The 17,277-nt window shown below is 59.0% G+C and carries 17 protein-coding genes; 9 read left to right on the forward strand and 8 right to left on the reverse strand.

Annotation, left to right across the window (positions count from 1 at the left end):
• Positions 1-151: 151 nt before the first annotated feature.
• Both ABV589_RS22700 and ABV589_RS22705 read right to left on the reverse strand, forming a co-directional pair.
• Positions 152-1,117 (reverse strand): hypothetical protein, encoded by a 966-nt coding sequence (locus ABV589_RS22700; RefSeq protein ID WP_041073062.1) that lies wholly within the window; start codon positions 1,115-1,117, stop codon positions 152-154.
• Between the two features lie 71 nt (positions 1,118-1,188).
• On the reverse strand, positions 1,189-1,326 hold the full coding sequence (locus ABV589_RS22705) for a hypothetical protein (RefSeq protein WP_003222780.1): 138 nt from the start codon (positions 1,324-1,326) through the stop codon (positions 1,189-1,191).
• Positions 1,327-2,219: 893 nt separating this feature from the next.
• On the opposite strand from ABV589_RS22705, the gene ABV589_RS22710 reads away from it, so the two are divergent.
• The 3 genes from ABV589_RS22710 to ABV589_RS22720 all read left to right on the forward strand — a co-directional run bounded on the left by ABV589_RS22710 (position 2,220) and on the right by ABV589_RS22720 (position 5,768).
• The gene (locus ABV589_RS22710; RefSeq protein WP_367083785.1) at positions 2,220-3,638 is read left to right on the forward strand and encodes an amino acid permease; all 1,419 of its coding nucleotides are present in this window, start codon (positions 2,220-2,222) and stop codon (positions 3,636-3,638) included.
• Positions 3,639-3,821: 183 nt separating this feature from the next.
• Entirely contained in the window at positions 3,822-4,235 is a 414-nt protein-coding gene (gene arfB / locus ABV589_RS22715) for an alternative ribosome rescue aminoacyl-tRNA hydrolase ArfB (RefSeq protein WP_007965520.1), read from the forward strand.
• 231 nt (positions 4,236-4,466) lie between these two features.
• On the forward strand, positions 4,467-5,768 hold the full coding sequence (locus ABV589_RS22720; protein WP_367083787.1) for a hypothetical protein: 1,302 nt from the start codon (positions 4,467-4,469) through the stop codon (positions 5,766-5,768).
• A gap of 63 nt (positions 5,769-5,831) precedes the next feature.
• Here the strand turns inward: ABV589_RS22720 and ABV589_RS22725 are convergent, their stop codons facing one another.
• The 6 genes from ABV589_RS22725 to phhA all read right to left on the reverse strand — a co-directional run bounded on the left by ABV589_RS22725 (position 5,832) and on the right by phhA (position 10,232).
• Positions 5,832-7,031 (reverse strand): MFS transporter, encoded by a 1,200-nt coding sequence (locus tag ABV589_RS22725; protein ID WP_367083789.1) that lies wholly within the window; start codon positions 7,029-7,031, stop codon positions 5,832-5,834.
• 102 nt (positions 7,032-7,133) lie between these two features.
• A complete protein-coding gene (locus tag ABV589_RS22730; protein ID WP_007965516.1) occupies positions 7,134-7,316 on the reverse strand; it encodes a hypothetical protein in 183 nt (60 codons plus the stop codon).
• A gap of 70 nt (positions 7,317-7,386) precedes the next feature.
• Positions 7,387-7,518, reverse strand: coding sequence for a hypothetical protein (locus ABV589_RS22735; RefSeq protein WP_367083791.1), 132 nt, complete (start codon positions 7,516-7,518; stop codon positions 7,387-7,389).
• A 254-nt stretch (positions 7,519-7,772) separates the two neighbouring features.
• On the reverse strand, positions 7,773-8,966 hold the full coding sequence (locus ABV589_RS22740; RefSeq protein WP_367083793.1) for an amino acid aminotransferase: 1,194 nt from the start codon (positions 8,964-8,966) through the stop codon (positions 7,773-7,775).
• Complete coding sequence (locus ABV589_RS22745; protein WP_003222798.1) at positions 8,966-9,322, reverse strand: 4a-hydroxytetrahydrobiopterin dehydratase; 357 nt, start codon at positions 9,320-9,322, stop codon at positions 8,966-8,968. The genes ABV589_RS22740 and ABV589_RS22745 overlap by 1 nt, the downstream gene beginning before the upstream one ends.
• A 118-nt stretch (positions 9,323-9,440) precedes the next feature.
• Complete coding sequence (gene phhA, locus ABV589_RS22750; RefSeq protein ID WP_367083796.1) at positions 9,441-10,232, reverse strand: phenylalanine 4-monooxygenase; 792 nt, start codon at positions 10,230-10,232, stop codon at positions 9,441-9,443.
• Positions 10,233-10,622: 390 nt separating this feature from the next.
• Here phhA and ABV589_RS22755 point away from each other — a divergent pair, with 390 nt between their 5' ends.
• From ABV589_RS22755 to flgJ, 6 genes are all read left to right on the forward strand, one after another.
• Positions 10,623-12,185, forward strand: coding sequence for a sigma-54-dependent transcriptional regulator (locus ABV589_RS22755; RefSeq protein ID WP_367083798.1), 1,563 nt, complete (start codon positions 10,623-10,625; stop codon positions 12,183-12,185).
• Between the two features lie 352 nt (positions 12,186-12,537).
• On the forward strand, positions 12,538-13,278 hold the full coding sequence (locus tag ABV589_RS22760; RefSeq protein WP_007965507.1) for a flagellar basal body rod protein FlgF: 741 nt from the start codon (positions 12,538-12,540) through the stop codon (positions 13,276-13,278).
• Between the two features lie 45 nt (positions 13,279-13,323).
• Positions 13,324-14,109: a flagellar basal-body rod protein FlgG gene (flgG, locus tag ABV589_RS22765; RefSeq protein WP_003222804.1), complete on the forward strand. Its 786-nt coding sequence runs from the start codon at positions 13,324-13,326 to the stop codon at positions 14,107-14,109.
• A gap of 52 nt (positions 14,110-14,161) precedes the next feature.
• Complete coding sequence (flgH, locus tag ABV589_RS22770) at positions 14,162-14,857, forward strand: flagellar basal body L-ring protein FlgH (protein ID WP_007965503.1); 696 nt, start codon at positions 14,162-14,164, stop codon at positions 14,855-14,857.
• Positions 14,858-14,884: 27 nt separating this feature from the next.
• Positions 14,885-15,973 (forward strand): flagellar basal body P-ring protein FlgI, encoded by a 1,089-nt coding sequence (locus ABV589_RS22775; RefSeq protein ID WP_161794916.1) that lies wholly within the window; start codon positions 14,885-14,887, stop codon positions 15,971-15,973.
• An 11-nt stretch (positions 15,974-15,984) separates the two neighbouring features.
• Positions 15,985-17,271, forward strand: coding sequence for a flagellar assembly peptidoglycan hydrolase FlgJ (flgJ, locus tag ABV589_RS22780; RefSeq protein ID WP_007965499.1), 1,287 nt, complete (start codon positions 15,985-15,987; stop codon positions 17,269-17,271).
• Positions 17,272-17,277 lie beyond the last annotated feature (6 nt).

Below are 17,277 nucleotides of genomic sequence, written 5' to 3' on the forward strand. Positions count from 1 at the left end.
GAAAGGTATGTGGTGCTTTTGAGGGCCTCATCGCTGGCAAGCCAGCTCCCACATGGATCTGCGGTGTTCACAGGATTTATGCAGCGCAACAAAAACCTGTGGGAGCTGGCTTGCCAGCGATGACGCCAATGCAGCCACCTAATATGCAGGATCAGAACACAAACCGCCCGTCAAACACCGGCTTGTCATCCAGCGCCAAAACGCCGCCAGAAAAGATCAGGTCCAGGTGATGACTGCCTTTCGCGCCACCGCCGAGGCCCAGGTGCAGGCCGCAATGGCGCTCCTCGAACCCGGCGTTGCGCGCGTACAGATCTTTCACCCCTTCGTTGGTACCAATCCCCAGTTCCTCGATGCGCCGGTTCGACGGGTTGGCGTCCAGGTACTTGTTGAAATCATGCTCCAGCCCCGGCACATCGGTGGCGATGCGGCTGATGGTCGAGTTCTCGATCCACAGTTCCAGTGGCGACTCCAGCACGCCGTACTTGCGGGCAAACGGGATGGTGCTGAGGAACGTGCCCTTGAATTTCACATGGCCGTTGATGGCTTCGCTATGGGTGGCGATTTCGCCGGGGGCCAGGTCGAAGTTGCCGACGCCGTTGATGTCGGTCCATTTCTTGATGCTGCTCAGCGGCGTTTCAAACCAGGAACCGTGGTCGTCCTTGAAGCTCAGCGTCGTCGCTTGGGACATGCGCTGGATCAAGTGGCTGTTGAGCCCGGCGATACGCTGCGGGGTGACGCTGAAGGTGTCGTAGAAATAGTCGCCGTAATCCTTGAACAGCAGCGACTTCTTCCAGTTTTCCGCCATCACGCCTTGCAAGGCGCGAACGAACTCCGGGCCGTCGGGGCGCGGGTTGGGCAGGGTGGAAGAGTCGTAGAAGAAAATGTACAGATCGCTGTCGGCAATCGCCGCGGTCAGCGTGGCGGTGCTTTCCAGATCAAGGCGTCTGGCGCTGAAGGTGAAGCGGGGATGATCGCCGGCCTGTTCGGCGATGGCGCCGGTCAGGGCTTCGTAATCGGCGGTGTGGCCGAGCAGTACCTTCGCCGAATCGAGACCGGCAAGGGCAGGGTGATGTTCGAGGTAGTAAAGGAAATGCGAGATCGCGCGGGGCTTATCCATGAGTCCTCCCTGACTGACCGTGAAGAAAGCGGCAGGCACGACCGGCCGGATCGTGCCTGCCTGGGGATGTCTTACAGAGGCCACATCGCCGTGCCGAACGGAACCACCGCGTCGGCTTGCATCATTTCCACGGCGGCCTCATGGGTTGGTGCTTCAAACCATTCGTCCAGTTGCAGTTCGGTATCCAAGTCTTTTTCCAGTGCTTGCATGGTCGATCTCCTAGATGACTTTCGCGGTTATGACTGGCCGGTCGAGTTGGCCGGCAAGACGTGAAAAACCTAGTTCAGGGTGTTTTGTAATGCAAAAAATTATTTATTTAAAATTTAAATAAACTTTTTATTCTGTTTTCAAGCGGAGATTTTCTTATTTGAAAACAAAAAACTAAGCGGCAACTTTCATTAGCAAGCTTGCTACCGTCAATTTGCAGACGTCCTACAGAATTTTCCGAAATGGAAAATCTACGTTACGCCTCGTAAAGAAAAGTTTACGGAAACACCGGTAAAGCCCAGTGGATTTACCCCTTTGCCGACGCTGTAAGGAAAACCTGCCGAAGCCCGGCTGCAAAGGCGTCGCGCAGGGCTCTGGCGCGCTTGTTTCAGCGCTGTTTGCAGGGTGAGATGCGCCTCATGCCTGTCGTGCAGGCGCATAACAAGAAGGAGGCGCAATGAACGCCGAGATTGATCTTCACTTCTCTCCGTGGGGCGGTTTTTCGCTCGTCCCCGTCGATGGCCTGCAAAGGCCTGACTCAATTTTTGCAGCCGCCCGGGCATCTCGAGGCGGACCCACGCAATCCCGGCAAGCGCCACGCTGATCCAGCGGGGTCTGGCAGCAGGGGGTTGGCGGTGTACAATGCGCCGCGTTTTAACTGTGACCCTCTGCGTAATCGCGTAAACCTCAAGGTTATCCGCCTTGTTCACTCCGCCACGTCACAAGCGTGTCGGGTTCGATTTCGTCACAGATAAAAACAAACAGGTGACGCATGACCGTTGTAAAAAAACTGAATTCCTGGTGCTTGCGCTGGGGTTTGATCGAGGTTGTCTGAAATCGCAACCTTGCAGCAACGTCTACTGAACATCATCAAACCTTGCGTGGGACCTTTTTCATGAGTGGACAAAACTCGCAATCAGGCGAGCTGAAACGCGGCCTGAAAAATCGCCATATTCAACTGATCGCCCTCGGTGGTGCGATCGGTACCGGATTGTTCCTCGGCTCGGCCGGGGTTCTGAAATCCGCCGGCCCGTCGATGATCCTCGGCTACGCCATCTGCGGCTTCATCGCCTTCATGATCATGCGCCAGCTCGGCGAGATGATCGTCGAAGAGCCGGTGGCCGGTTCCTTCAGCCATTTCGCGCACAAGTACTGGGGCGGTTTTGCCGGCTTCCTGTCGGGCTGGAACTGCTGGATTCTGTACATTTTGGTGGGCATGTCGGAGCTGACCGCGGTCGGCAAGTACATCCACTACTGGGCGCCGGACATCCCGACCTGGGTCACCGCTGCCGCCTTCTTCGTGCTGATCAACGCGATCAACCTGGCCAACGTCAAAGTCTTCGGTGAAGCCGAGTTCTGGTTCGCGATCATCAAGGTCGTGGCGATTGTCGGCATGATTGCGCTGGGCAGCTACCTGCTGGTCAGCGGCCATGGCGGCCCGCAGGCCTCGGTCAGCAACCTGTGGTCGCACGGCGGGTTCTTCCCCAACGGCGTCAGCGGTCTGGTGATGGCGATGGCGATCATCATGTTCTCCTTCGGTGGCCTGGAAATGCTCGGTTTCACCGCCGCTGAAGCGGACAAGCCGAAAACCGTGATCCCGAAAGCGATCAATCAGGTGATCTACCGCATCCTGATTTTCTACATCGGCGCGCTGGTGATCCTGCTGTCGCTGACCCCATGGGACAGTCTGCTGGCGACTCTCAACGCGTCCGGCGATTCGTACAGCGGCAGCCCGTTCGTGCAAGTGTTCTCGATGCTCGGTAGCAACACCGCCGCGCACATCCTCAACTTCGTGGTCCTGACCGCAGCACTGTCGGTGTACAACAGCGGCACCTACTGCAACAGCCGCATGCTGCTGGGCATGGCCGAACAGGGTGATGCACCCAAAGGTCTGGCGAAGATCGACAAGCGCGGCGTGCCGGTGCGTTCGATCCTGGCTTCCGCAGCGGTGACGCTGGTGGCGGTGCTGCTCAATTACCTGATCCCGCAGCAGGCGCTGGAATTGCTGATGTCGCTGGTGGTTGCGACCCTGGTGATCAACTGGGCGATGATCAGCTTCTCGCACTTCAAGTTCCGTCAGCACATGAACAAGACGCAGCAGACGCCGCTGTTCAAGGCGCTGTGGTACCCGTACGGCAACTATGTCTGCCTGGCGTTCGTGGTGTTCATCCTTGGCGTGATGCTGCTGATCCCTGGCATCCAGATCTCGGTGTACGCGATTCCGGTGTGGGTCGTGTTCATGTGGGTCTGCTACGTGATCAAGAACAAGCGCGGCGCGCAGCAGGCGCTGCACGCGGCGAGTGCTTCGAAGTAAGCGCTAAGGCAACAAACAACAAACCCGGCCAATGTGCCGGGTTTTTTATTGCCCCTGTAGGAGCTGCCGAAGGCTGCGATCTTTTGATCTTGATCTTTAAAGCAGATCAAAAGATCGCAGCCTTCGGCAGCTCCTGCAGGGTTGATGGCGTATCCTGCACCTTCTGAATACGGATGCTTTTCCATGCTGGTGATTTCCAATAACGTGCATCTGCCGGATGCCGAGATCGAATTGACGGCCATTCGCGCGCAAGGCGCCGGTGGACAGAACGTCAACAAGGTCTCCAGCGCCGTGCACCTGCGCTTCGACATTCCGGCCTCGTCCTTGCCCGAGTTCTACAAGGAGCGGCTGCTGGCGCTGCGTGACAGTCGCATCACCAGCGATGGCGTGCTGATCATCAAGGCTCAGCAATACCGCACGCAGGAAGCCAACCGTGCCGATGCGCTGGAGCGTCTGGTCGAGCTGATCCTCAGCGCCACCAAGGTCGAAAAGAAACGTCGCCCGACCAAGCCGACCCTCGGCTCGAAGAAGCGCCGGCTCGAATCCAAGACCAAGCGCGGCAACATCAAGGCTGGGCGTGGCAAGGTGGATTTTTAAGGTTTGGCGTCCTGAAAGTGTTCCATTCCATCAGGAGCGGGCATTGTATCCATTGCGCACCACTCAACTTAAATGAGTTCCCGAATGTTGAAGTACACGTGCACATAAGAAAATCAATCAACTTTTGTTTTCTTATAACTAATCGGTCTACCAGACTGTCATATCTGACAGGTGTGCCGGATTGCTATTGCACGTTTACTGAGCTCTCTTTTCTTGATTGAGCAAAAGCAAATGAGCAACTTAATTGATGGGCGTGGTGCTCCTGATACTGATTTTGGTGTGCGCAGCGAGGTTGTTTTATATGGAGAACAAGGTCAGAGGCTTCAAGCTCGGGTCGTCACTCTCCTCTCAAATCCGAACAGGATTCTCTGCGGCGCAACTGACGAGGCGCGGCAAGAAACTTACCTGTCCATGCTTGATGAGGAAGGACGTATCGACAAAAGCTTCGGCAATTCGGGTAATGTTGTTTTTAAACTCTCGGAATTTTTTCCTGGGTGGGATTTGGCGCAGCCCTATAGCGTGAAATTTGATAGTGTTCATAGTAAGTATGTGTTGGGGTTCTTCGCTCGTAAAGACGGCTTTAATCGTGCTACCGGCCTGGCTCGATTCGATTTGAATGGGGAGTTCGATGAAGGGTTTGGCAGCAAAGGCATCATGCTGTGGTTTCCAGATTTGAAGGAGGTTGTTCCTGCAAGTTCAGATGTTCCGAAGGTGAAGCAACTTCTGGCGGATAAGGGGCGCGACTACCACGGAACTATGGAATTATTGGACGATGGCGGCGTTTTGCTTCTGACCACGCTTGACTACAGAGGATCTTTTGATAGAGCTTATGTGGTCAAGTTAAAAAATAACGGTAGTTTGGACGTAGTGTTCGGTAATCGCGGGTATGTACTTGTTTTTCGAGGTTCATCTGCTTCGGTCATAGGGCAGGATATGTTTCGTCAAGGTGTTGGTTATGTTGTCGCCGCTTCAGAAGGCCTTCGTGATAAAAGTTGGTTTGTTGGTCGGTATGATGCCCGTGGTGATCTTGACTCCAGTTTTGGGGTCGAAGGATATTATGATGGAGTCCCTTCGGTTAAAAACGTCATTCTGAAACGCGACGATCGTTCTCAGTTTTATATTGTAGGTACTTCGGATAATGGAGTTCCGCAGTATCTATATCTCCAGCTTCAACGTCGCGGGCTCGAAGGCGAGGAAGATCCACTTTTTGGCAAACAAGGATGGGGAGGATATATCAAAGATTATTTCAGCGATATCTATATAACCAAAGCAGCCCTCTATAATTTGAAATCAACCGCCGTGGTAGCAGGTTATGCTTATTTGAGTGGCGGGTCGGATAGCCAGGCATTTATTGCCAGTCTTGAACAAGACATGGGGTGGGATGAGGGGTTTGGTGATGGTGGAAAGATTGTATTTCCAGAAAAAGATCAGATTATTCACGATCTCGCGGTCCAGGAAGATCGAAAAATTGTGTTTGTTTCCAGTAAAAATAGAGAGCGCGGTAGCTTCGCCATCTTCCGTTTGCATGGTTAGCGTATAAAAGCTGCAGGTGTTTATTGGCCATTCGGAACCACCTGAATGGCCAATATTGGGCGATTACTGAAAGTGGTGTTTTGCTGTAATGCGGTACAAATACACACTCAGGATCAGGCCGCTCAGTGAGGCGACAGCGGCAAACAGGAAGATCGAAGCAAAACCGAAGCCCGACGCAATGGCCCCAGCCAACGGCCCGGTGATCCCCAGTGACAAGTCGATAAACAACGAATAGGCGCCGACCGCCGCACCACGGCTGGAGGCTGGCACCAGATTCACCGCTTCCACGCCCAGCGCCGGGAACACCAGCGAGAAACCGAAACCGCTGAGTGCTGCCCCGGCCAGCGCCCAATGCGCATCCGGTGCCAGCCACAGCAGCAACAGTCCAAGGGTTTCCACCGACAGGCAGGCGATCGCCACGCGGAAGCCGCCAAGACGGTTGATCAGGTTGCCGAACAGCAGCCGCGCGCCGATGAAGCTGGCGCCGAACAGGCTCAGGCACAGCACCGCGTTGTCCCAGTGCCGGGTGGCGTAATACAGGGTGATGAAGGTGGCGATGGTGCCGAACCCGATCGAGCCCAGAGCCAGACCGCAGCCGTGCGGGAACACCCGACCGAGCACATGCATGAACGGCAGGCGCTCACCGGCGACAATCGGCGCCGCGGTTTTCGGCCACGCCAACAGCAGGCCCAGCGCCGCCAGCAGGATGATGCTCACGCCCATGCTCCACAGTCCCAACTGGCCGACCAGCCACACACCGAACGGCGCGCCGACCGCCAGCGCACCGTAACTGGCGATGCCGTTCCACGAGATGACTTTGGCGGTATTCGCCGCGCCCACCCGGCCGATGCCCCAACCAATCGAGCCGGAGCCGACCAGACTTTCCGCGCTGCCCAACACCAGTCGGCCGATCAACAGGCTGATCAGGCTGAGCATCGGCAGGTTCGGTGTCCAGGCCGAAATCAGCATGAACACGCCGCTCAAGCCGCAACCGGCCAGACCGATCATCACCGCGCGCTTGCTGCCCTGATTGTCGATGATCTTGCCGGCGTACGGACGGCTGAGCAGGGTGGCGAGGTATTGCACGCTGATCACCAGCCCGGCGATCACCGCGCCAAAGCCCAGATCACTATGGACGTAACCCGGCAGCACGGCGAGCGGGATGCCGATGTTCAGGTAGCCGATGAAGGTGAAGAGGACGATGGAAACGACTTGCAGCGTGACCGCCAGGGGACGCTGGGGTTGTGGCATAGAGGACGACATGGGTAACGATCCACGGCAAAGCAGGATTAGATAGGCTGCTTATGATACCGGCGCGGACGTGTCAGGGGCGGGGAAAAGTAAAACTATTTCCGGGCGCTGGCTTCAGGGTTTGGCCGGGGCGACCAGTTGTGTGGTGACCAGAGCGGCGAGAGCGTTTTCTTCGCTGCCGAAACGGGCGAGCAGGGCGGCCTGTTTTTCCGGGGAGAGGCGCTGCCAGATCTCGATCATTTTTTCGGTGGCGCCGATCAGGACGGCGGCTTGGCTTTCAGAGAATTCGTCGGTCATGGCGGGCTCGGTTTCAGGCAGTGTGGAAAGCGCATCTTAGCGCTTTCCACACGGTCTGTACGGCGGGGTTTTACTCTTCGCTGTCGGCCTGGCGGCTCTCAACGGCTTCTTTCTGCTCGGGCTGCTCCGCGCCGGCTTGTTGCGTGGTCGTCTGCTCAGGTACGTGCAGGCTTGGGAAGGGGAGATTAGGAATCTCGTGCATGGTTGCGCTCCTCGCTAAGTCTGTTGATAGATCTGGTAGATCCGCGCTTCTTGAAAGCCTGCGCAGGATACAGCAGGAAAAATGACAAACAGACTTTTAATTCAAAATAATGCGACAGATGGCCGCAGGGGGAGGCGCCGCGAACAAATGCAGGAGCTGCCGAAGGCTGCGATCTTTAGACTTTGATTTTAAAAACAAAGATCAAAAGATCGCAGCCTGCGGCAGCTCCTACAGGGGTATTGCAGTGGCTGGATCTATTTGCTGACGTCAGCGATGGCTTGTGCCAGCAGCGCCAGGCGCGTGGCATCGATCCCGGCGACGTTGGCCCGGCCTGAACTGACCATGTACACGCTGTGCTGCTCACGCAGTTGTTTGACCTGCTCCGGTGACAGCCCGGTGTAGGAGAACATGCCGCGTTGCACGCCAATGTGCGCAAAGCGCTCACGCAAGCCGTGCGGCTCCAGTGCTTCGACCAGACCGCTGCGCAATTGGGCGATGCGCAAGCGCATGGCTTCCACTTCGTCGGCCCAGCGGGCTTTCAGCTCCGGATCGGCGAGGATGGTCGCGACCACGGCCGCACCGTGATCCGGTGGCGTTGACCACAGGTTGCGGGCGATGTTGGCCAGTTGACTGCGAATGTCGGTCAGCTTGTCGGCGGTTTTCGCGCAGACAATCAATGCGCCGGTGCGGTCGCGATACAGGCCGAAGTTCTTCGAGCAGGAACTGGTAATCAGCAGCTCGGGTACTTCGGCGGCGAACAGCCGGGTCGACCACGCGTCCTGCTCCAGACCATCGCCAAAGCCCTGGTAGGCAAAGTCGATCAGCGGCAGCAGGTCACGGCGGCGCACGACGTCGAGCACGCGCTGCCAGTCGTCATGGTTCAGGTCGAAACCGGTCGGGTTGTGGCAGCACGCATGCAGTAGCACCACGTCGCCTTGCGGCACTTCGTCAAGCACGGCCAGCATCGCATCGACGTCGAGGCGGTTGTTGCTGCCCACGTAGGGGTAGTGACTGACCTTGACCCCGGCCGCAGCAAAGATAGTTTCGTGGATCGGCCAGGTCGGGTTGCTCAGCCACACGCCTTTGCCCGGCAGGCACTGGGCGATGAAGTCGGCAGCCAGACGCAGGGCACCAGTGCCGCCCGGGGTCTGGGTGGCGCCGGCGCGCTGTTCGGCGATCAGCTTCGAGTTGGCGCCGAGCACCAGCTCATTGACGACCTTGCCGAACAATGGATTGCCGTGACCGCCGATGTAGGTCTTGGTGTCCTGGCTTTCGACCAGTCGCGCCTCGGCGATTTTCACCGCCTCGGGGATCGGCGTCAGGCCCTGGGCATCCTTGTAGACGCCAACGCCGAGGTCGAACTTGCGCGGGTTAGTGTCCTGCGCATAGGCCTCCATCAAACCGAGGATCGGGTCGCCGGGTACCCGGCCGATGGCGTCGAAGTGCATTACTTGCGTCCTTCTGCGGTCTTGGCCACTTCGTCAGTGCGTGCGGCCATGATGAAGTCGTTGCGGTGCAGGCCTTTGATCGAGTGGCTCCACCAAGTCACGGTGACTTTGCCCCACTCGGTCAACAGACCCGGATGGTGACCTTCGGCCTCGGAAATCTCGCCGACGGCGTTGGTGAAGGCCAGTGCGTGTTTGAAGTTCTTGAACAGGAAGACCTTCTCCAGCTGCATGATGCTGTCGCGTACTTCGATGTTCCAGTCCGGGATCTGCTTGATCAGGATCGGCAGTTCTTCGTCGCTGACTTGTGGCGCATCGGCACGGCAGGCTTCGCAGTGGGCTTGGTTCAAAGTGGACATGGTGTGATTCCTGAAATCGAGTGTGTTTTTTTTATAGAAGCTATCGGCCCGTCAATGCCGTCACGCTAAACCAAAGTGGCGGCGACTGACAGACTCAATTCTCAGCAAAAGTCGCGGATCACGCGGCTTTCGGTTTTGGCGGAAATTTCGGTGCGTGCAACCCCAGCTGCATGCCTTGGCGAACCATGGCCATGATGTCTTCATGGGCAACGTCGAACAGGCGCTTGAGGTTTGGCAGGACGAAATACAGCGGCTGCAGGATATCGATGCGATACGGTGTGCGCATGGCTTCCAGCGGATCGAAGGCCTGATGTTCTGGCTCTTCCGACAGCGAGTAAACGGTTTCCTTCGGCGAGGACAGGATGCCGCCGCCGTAGATGCGTTTGCCTTGCGGGGTATCGACCAGGCCGAACTCGATGGTCATCCAGTACAGGCGCGCCAGGTACACACGCTCTTCCTTGGTGGCCTGCAGGCCGAGTTTGCCGTAGGTGTGGGTGAATTCGGCGAACCACGGGTTGGTCAGCAGCGGGCAGTGACCGAAGATCTCGTGGAAAATGTCCGGCTCTTGCAGATAGTCCAGTTCTTCGCGGGTACGAATGAACGTGGCCACCGGAAACTGTTTGCTGGCGAGCAATTCGAAGAAGGTCTGGAAGGGAATCAGTGCCGGGACGCGGGCAACCTGCCAACCGGTGGTCTCACCGAGCACCTTGTTGATCTCGCCGAGCTGCGGAATGCGGTCGTGGGGCAGACCGAGTTTTTCGATACCGTCCAGGTACTCCTGGCACGCCCGACCCTCGATCACTTTCAACTGGCGAGTGATCAGCGTGTTCCACACCGCATGTTCTTCGGCGGGGTAGTCGATAAAACCTTGCGCATCGGGCTCGCGGGCCACGTATTGCGTCTGCTTCATACTGCTCTCCTGCTAGGGGAATTCGTTCTTGTTATGTCCAGCGATGGCTTCAGAATTACCTGAGAGCGGGGTGGGATGCAGCAGGTTGAACGCATGTCTCGTAGGAAAAGTCGCTGGATTTCGTAAAAAAATCGTTACGCATTGGCGCGTATCTCGGGTTTGCGGTGATTTGCAGGTTTGAAAACGGCGGTTGCTGTCACATAATCTTGACAACAATCTGCGCGCCTCGACAGAAAAATGGGTTCCGGGCGCACCGCAATACCCTGTGGGAGCGAGCTTGCTCGCGAACGCGCTAGGTCTGACACATCAATGTTGGATGTGCTGACGCCTTCGCGAGCAAGCTCGCTCCCACAGGAGTTGTGTTCAATCCCAATTTTTCGGGTCATTCATATGCGTATCAAAGTCCACTGCCAAAACCGCATCGGCATCCTGCGCGACATCCTCAACTTGTTGGTGGAGTACGGGATCAACGTGGCGCGCGGCGAGGTCGGTGGTGAGCACGGCAATGCGATCTACCTGCACTGCCCGAACCTCATCAACATCCAGTTCCAGGCGCTGCGGCCCAAATTCGAGGCGATTGCCGGGGTGTTTGGCGTCAAGCGCGTCGGGCTGATGCCCAGCGAGCGTCGGCACATGGAGCTGAACGCGTTGCTCGGCGCGCTGGAATTCCCGGTGCTGTCGATCGACATGGGCGGCTCGATCGTTGCTGCCAACCGCGCGGCGGCGCAGTTGCTCGGAGTGCGCGTGGATGAAGTGCCGGGGATTCCGCTGTCGCGCTATGCCGAGGATTTCGACCTGCCGGAACTGGTGCGCGCCAACAAATCGCGAATCAACGGCATGCGCGTCAAGGTCAAGGGCGACATCTTTCTCGCCGACATCGCGCCGCTGCAATCGGAACATGACGACAGTGAGGCCATGGCCGGTGCGGTACTGACCTTGCACCGCGCCGATCGCGTCGGCGAGCGCATCTATAACGTGCGTAAACAGGAGCTGCGCGGCTTCGACAGTATTTTCCAGAGTTCGAAGGTAATGGCCGCTGTCGTGCGTGAAGCGCGGCGCATGGCGCCGCTGGATGCGCCGCTATTGATCGAAGGCGAAACCGGCACCGGCAAAGAATTGCTCGCCCGCGCCTGTCACCTCGCCAGTCCGCGCGGGCAGTCGCCGCTGATGGCGCTTAACTGCGCAGGACTTCCGGAGTCGATGGCCGAGACCGAACTGTTCGGCTACGGCCCCGGCGCGTTCGAAGGGGCGCGCGCCGAAGGCAAGCTTGGCCTGCTGGAGCTGACGGCAGGCGGCACCCTGTTCCTCGATGGCGTCGGCGAAATGAGCCCGCGCTTGCAGGTGAAGCTGCTGCGCTTTCTGCAGGACGGCTGCTTCCGCCGGGTCGGCAGTGATGAAGAGGTGTATCTGGATGTGCGGGTGATCTGCGCGACCCAGGTCGACCTGTCCGAATTGTGCGCCCGTGGCGAATTTCGTCAGGATCTTTATCACCGCTTGAACGTGTTGTCGCTGCACATTCCGCCGCTGCGCGAATGCCTCGACGGTTTGACCCCGCTGGTCGAGCATTTCCTCGATCAGGCCAGCCGCCAGATCGGCTGCTCGCTGCCGAAACTGGCGCCGGCGGCGATGGATCGCCTCAGCCATTATCACTGGCCGGGCAACGTGCGGCAGCTGGAGAACGTGCTGTTTCAGGCGGTTTCGCTGTGTGACGGCGGCACGGTCAAGGTCGAGCACATCCGCCTGCCGGATTACGGCGTGCGTCAGCCGCTTGGCGATTTCTCGCTGGAGGGTGGGCTGGACGAGATCGTCGGGCGCTTTGAAAAAGCCGTCTTGGAACGCCTGTATTCCGAGCACCCGAGCAGTCGGCAACTGGGGAAGCGGTTGGGGGTTTCGCATACCACCATTGCCAACAAGCTGCGTGAATACGAAGTCGGTAAAGATTCTGCCGAGTAACCATTGTGGCGAGGGAGCTTGCTCCCGCTCGGCTGCGCAGCAGTCGTAAACCGGATCAATGCGGTTTGTCTGATACACCGTATTGAATGGGTTTGGGGTTGCTACGCAACCCAGCGGGAGCAAGCTCCCTCACCACAAGGTTCTTTTTCCATCTGCAAAAATCGGGATTGCCGCCTAGCGGCATAACACCGCCGGTTTTTCGACTTCGATACATTTCCAGTTCCCCCGCAAAACCCCGCAAGTCCTTTGTTTACCGGGCTGCAAGCCGCCAGAAAAAAGTTGGTCTGCAAATTGCTTATGGCTCAGCAGTACAGCGGTGGGCGGCAAACGTCCGGCATGCAGAGGAAAGAGTGTGGACAAGTACCTTTATGTGGCAATGACCGGCGCCAGTCAGAACGCACTGGCGCAAAAGGCCCATGCCAACAACCTGGCGAACATCTCCACCAATGGTTTTCAGCGCGACCTGGAGCAGGCGCGTTCGATGCCGGTGTTCGGTGACAGCTTTCCGGCGCGTGCGTTTGCCATGAGCGAACGGCCCGCCACCGACTTCACCGCCGGTTCGCTGGTGCAGACCGGCCGTGATCTCGACGTGGCCGTGACCGGCAACGGTTTTATTGCCGTGCAGAACCCCAACGGTGGTGAAAGCTACGTGCGCACCGGCAGCCTGAACATCGACGCCCTCGGCGTATTGCGCGCCGGCAACGGCATGCCGGTACTCGGCAATGGCGGTCCGATCGCCGTGCCGCCGGAGCAGCAGGTCGAAGTCGGTGAAGACGGCACCATCAGTATTCGTGCGATGGGCGAAGGCCCGCGCGTCATGGCGGAAGTCGACCGGATCAAACTGGTCAACCCGGACATCAAGAACCTCAACAAAGGCCTCGATGGCTCGATCTACACCAAGGACGGCCAACCGGCGCCGGCCGATGCCAACGTCAAACTGGTGTCGGGTTTCCTTGAGTCGAGCAACGTCAATGCCGTGGAAGAAATGACCTCGGTGCTGGCCCTGGCCAAGCAGTTCGAGTTGCACGTCAAGATGATGAACACCGCCAAAGACGACGACCAGGCCATGGCTCGGGTCTTGCAGATCAGCTAATTATCAGAACGTCGCGCCGTAAAACAGGCGCACGAGGAGAATCGAATGCTTCCGGCTCTATGGGTTGCCAAAACCGGTCTGTCCGCCCAGGACACCAACCTGACCACCATTTCCAACAACCTGGCGAACGTCTCGACCACGGGTTTCAAACGTGACCGTGCCGAGTTCCAGGACTTGCTGTACCAGATCAAGCGTCAGCCAGGCGCCCAGTCGACCCAGGACAGCGAACTGCCGTCGGGTCTGCAACTGGGTACCGGTGTGCGCATCGTCGGCACCCAGAAAAACTTCACCGCCGGCAGCCTGCAAACCACCGAGCAGCCGCTGGACATGGCCATCGACGGTCGCGGTTTCTTTCAGATCCTGCAGCCGGACGGCACCACGTCCTATACCCGTGACGGTACTTTCCACCTTGACTCCAACGGCCAGATCGTCAACGCCAGCGGTTTCGCCCTGGAGCCGGCCATCGTCATCCCGAACAACGCCCAGAGCTTCACCGTCGGCACCGACGGCACCGTGTCGATCACGGTGCCAGGCAACCCGGCCGCTCAGGTGATCGGCAACCTGCAAACCGCCGACTTCATCAACCCGGCCGGTCTGCAAGCAGTGGGCAACAACCTGTTCCTGGAAACCGCTGCTTCGGGCGCGCCGCAAATCGGCACCCCGGGCCTGAACGGTTTCGGTACCACGCTGCAGAACACCCTGGAAGGTTCCAACGTCAGCACCGTTGAAGAGATGGTCAACATGATCACCACTCAGCGCGCCTACGAGATGAACTCCAAGGTGATCTCCACCGCCGACCAGATGCTCTCGTTCGTAACGCAGAATCTGTAATCAAGTCTATGGGGCGGCCATGCGGTCGCCAGCAACACCGTGAGGTAGGGTCATGAAACGCTTCGTATCTGTTCTGGCATTGGGTGGGGTCGTCTCGCTCGCGGGCTGCGTCGCACCGACGCCCAAGCCCAATGACCCTTATTACGCTCCGGTGTTGCCGCGCACGCCGTTGCCGGCAGCCGCCAATAACGGCTCGATCTATCAGGCCGGCTTCGAGCAGAACCTGTACAGCGACCGCAAGGCGTTCCGGGTCGGTGACATCATCACCATCACCCTGAACGAGAAGACTCAGGCCAGCAAAAACGCTAACTCCCAAGTGGCCAAGAACAGCAAGACCGGCATCGGCCTGACTTCGCTGTTTGGCGGCAGTGGCACCACCAACAACCCGTTGGGTGGCAATGACCTGAGCCTGGACGTCGGCTACAGCGGCGACCGCGCGACCAAGGGCGACAGCAAGGCGGCGCAGGGCAACACCCTGACCGGCTCGATCACCGTGACCGTGGCCGACGTGCTGCCCAACGGCATCATCGCCGTGCGCGGTGAGAAGTGGATGACCCTCAACACCGGCGATGAGCTGGTGCGGATCGCCGGTCTGGTGCGTGCCGATGACATCGCCACCGACAACACCGTGTCGTCGACCCGCGTCGCCGATGCGCGCATCACCTACTCGGGCACCGGTTCGTTTGCCGATGCGAGTCAGCCAGGCTGGTTCGACCGTTTCTTCCTCAGCCCGCTGTTCCCTTTCTAGGTGGCGACTTTGAATTTCAAGAGCCTCATGCTGGCTGCGGCCCTGTTGTCCGCAGCCTTTGGTGCCCACGCCGAGCGGCTGAAAGATATCGCCAGCATTTCCGGCGTGCGTTCCAACCAGTTGATCGGTTACGGCCTGGTGGTCGGGCTTAACGGTACCGGCGACCAGACGACGCAAACCCCGTTCACCCTGCAGACCTTCAACAACATGCTCTCGCAGTTCGGCATCAAGGTGCCGCCAGGGTCGGGCAACGTGCAGTTGAAAAACGTCGCGGCGGTGTCGGTGAGTGCCGATCTGCCGGCGTTCGCCAAACCGGGGCAGCAGGTCGACATCACCGTGTCTTCGATCGGTAACTCCAAGAGCCTGCGCGGCGGCACCCTGTTGCTGACCCCGCTCAAGGGTATCGACGGCAACGTCTACGCCATCGCTCAGGGCAACCTGGTGGTCGGTGGTTTCGATGCCGAAGGTCGTGACGGTTCGAAGATCACCGTCAACGTTCCGTCGGCCGGTCGTATCCCCGGTGGTGCGTCGGTTGAGCGTTCGGTGCCGAGCGGTTTCAACCAAGGCAACAGCCTGACGCTGAACCTCAACCGTTCCGACTTCACCACTGCCAAGCGCATCGTCGACAAGATCAACGACATGCTCGGCCCTGGCGTGGCGCAAGCCATCGACGGTGGCTCGATCCGTGTGACCGCGCCGCTGGATCCGAGCCAGCGCGTCGACTATCTGTCGATCCTCGAAAACCTTGAAGTCGACCCGGGTCAGGCGGTGGCGAAAGTCATCATCAACTCGCGTACCGGCACCATCGTGATCGGCCAGAACGTGAAAGTTTCGCCGGCGGCCGTGACCCACGGCAGCCTGACCGTGACCATCACCGAAGACCCGATCGTCAGCCAGCCGGGCCCGTTGTCCAATGGGCAGACCGCCGTGGTGCCACGCTCGCGGGTCAATGCCCAGCAGGAAGCCAAGCCGATGTTCAAGTTCGGCCCGGGCACCACCCTCGACGAAATCGTGCGGGCGGTGAATCAGGTCGGCGCGGCACCGGGCGACCTGATGGCCATTCTCGAAGCACTCAAGCAGGCCGGCGCGTTGCAAGCCGACCTGATCGTGATCTGAGGACGGCGACCATGGATATGCGCAAAGGCAGTCTGGTGGGCACGGGCGATTCGGGGTCGTACTCCGACCTCAATCGTCTGAACCAGCTCAAGGTCGGCGACAAGAACAGCGATGCGAACATGCGCAAGGTGGCGCAGGAATTCGAATCGCTGTTCCTCGGCGAAATGCTCAAGTCGATGCGTTCGGCCACCGAGGCGCTGGGTAAAGACAACCCGATGAACACCCCGGCGGCCAAGCAATATCAGGAAATGTACGACCAGCAACTGGCGGTGTCGCTGTCCCGCGAGGGCGGTGGTATCGGTCTGGCCGACGTGCTGATGAAGCAGATGTCGAGGAACAAGCCGCTGGCGCCGGGTGAGGCTGCAGCCGCGTCCGCCGCCAAGCAAGAGGCGGCGAAAGCCGCTGCGGTGCAGACCCCGATTGCTGCCGGCACCACCGCCACCAGCGGGCCGTTATCGCGGCTCAATGGCGAGCGTCCGTTGTGGGCCTCGCGTTCCGGGCGTGTCGCCAATACCGAAGCCTCGCACAGCAATGACATGGCGATGATCAACAAGCGTCGCCTGGCGCTGCCACCAAAGCTGGCCGATCGTTTGCTCGCCGGTCTGGTGCCGTCGGCCACGCCGGCCGCCGCCAATGCGTTGCCGCAACGCACCGCGACCACGGCCGCCACCGGCGCCGGCCCGCTGTACAACGGCGACTGGCTGAGCCGTGCCGAAGACGCCAAGGCGTCCGGCGGGCAGATGCAGATTTACGGCCGGGCAATGGCGCAGATTCCGCTGGCGCCGGCCAAGCGCGCCTTCAGCTCCGCCGACGAATTCGTCAACACCATGCTGCCGATGGCCAAAGAAGCCGCTGCGCGTATTGGCGTCGATCCGCGTTATCTGGTGGCGCAAGCCGCACTGGAAACCGGCTGGGGCAAATCGGTCATGCGCGCCCAGGATGGCAGCAGCAGTCACAACCTGTTCGGGATCAAGGCCAGCAGCAACTGGACCGGCGATTCGGCCCGGGCGATCACCAGCGAGTTCCGCAACGGGCAGATGGTCAAGGAGACGGCGCAGTTCCGTTCCTACGCCTCGTACAAGGACAGTTTCCACGATCTGGTGACTTTGCTGCAGACCAACAATCGCTATCAAGATGTGGTGAAGTCGGCCGATAACCCAGAACAGTTTGTACGCGAGTTGCAAAAGGCCGGTTACGCGACCGACCCGAACTACGCGACGAAGATTTCGCAGATAGCCAAGCAGATGAACAGTTTCGAAAACTACGCTGCGGCCGGCGTTTCCACGACGCCTCTATAAACATAC

Source organism: Pseudomonas sp. HOU2 (genome assembly GCF_040729435.1).
Classification (GTDB): Bacteria; Pseudomonadota; Gammaproteobacteria; order Pseudomonadales; family Pseudomonadaceae; genus Aquipseudomonas.

What these genes read in the sequence shown, in the direction of transcription:
- ABV589_RS22775 (WP_161794916.1), top strand. Translation starts at nt 14,885, where the DNA reads ATGCTGGCTGCGGCCCTGTTGTCCGCAGCCTTTGGTGCCCACGCCGAG.
- ABV589_RS22745 (WP_003222798.1), bottom strand. Translation starts at nt 9,322, where the DNA reads ATGTCCACTTTGAACCAAGCCCACTGCGAAGCCTGCCGTGCCGATGCG.
- ABV589_RS22735 (WP_367083791.1), bottom strand. Translation starts at nt 7,518, where the DNA reads ATGCACGAGATTCCTAATCTCCCCTTCCCAAGCCTGCACGTACCTGAG.
- flgH (WP_007965503.1), top strand. Translation starts at nt 14,162, where the DNA reads ATGAAACGCTTCGTATCTGTTCTGGCATTGGGTGGGGTCGTCTCGCTC.
- ABV589_RS22720 (WP_367083787.1), top strand. Translation starts at nt 4,467, where the DNA reads ATGAGCAACTTAATTGATGGGCGTGGTGCTCCTGATACTGATTTTGGT.
- ABV589_RS22710 (WP_367083785.1), top strand. Translation starts at nt 2,220, where the DNA reads ATGAGTGGACAAAACTCGCAATCAGGCGAGCTGAAACGCGGCCTGAAA.
- flgJ (WP_007965499.1), top strand. Translation starts at nt 15,985, where the DNA reads ATGGATATGCGCAAAGGCAGTCTGGTGGGCACGGGCGATTCGGGGTCG.
- phhA (WP_367083796.1), bottom strand. Translation starts at nt 10,232, where the DNA reads ATGAAGCAGACGCAATACGTGGCCCGCGAGCCCGATGCGCAAGGTTTT.
- flgG (WP_003222804.1), top strand. Translation starts at nt 13,324, where the DNA reads ATGCTTCCGGCTCTATGGGTTGCCAAAACCGGTCTGTCCGCCCAGGAC.
- ABV589_RS22755 (WP_367083798.1), top strand. Translation starts at nt 10,623, where the DNA reads ATGCGTATCAAAGTCCACTGCCAAAACCGCATCGGCATCCTGCGCGAC.
- arfB (WP_007965520.1), top strand. Translation starts at nt 3,822, where the DNA reads ATGCTGGTGATTTCCAATAACGTGCATCTGCCGGATGCCGAGATCGAA.
- ABV589_RS22740 (WP_367083793.1), bottom strand. Translation starts at nt 8,966, where the DNA reads ATGCACTTCGACGCCATCGGCCGGGTACCCGGCGACCCGATCCTCGGT.
- ABV589_RS22705 (WP_003222780.1), bottom strand. Translation starts at nt 1,326, where the DNA reads ATGCAAGCACTGGAAAAAGACTTGGATACCGAACTGCAACTGGACGAA.
- ABV589_RS22730 (WP_007965516.1), bottom strand. Translation starts at nt 7,316, where the DNA reads ATGACCGACGAATTCTCTGAAAGCCAAGCCGCCGTCCTGATCGGCGCC.
- ABV589_RS22700 (WP_041073062.1), bottom strand. Translation starts at nt 1,117, where the DNA reads ATGGATAAGCCCCGCGCGATCTCGCATTTCCTTTACTACCTCGAACAT.
- ABV589_RS22725 (WP_367083789.1), bottom strand. Translation starts at nt 7,031, where the DNA reads ATGTCGTCCTCTATGCCACAACCCCAGCGTCCCCTGGCGGTCACGCTG.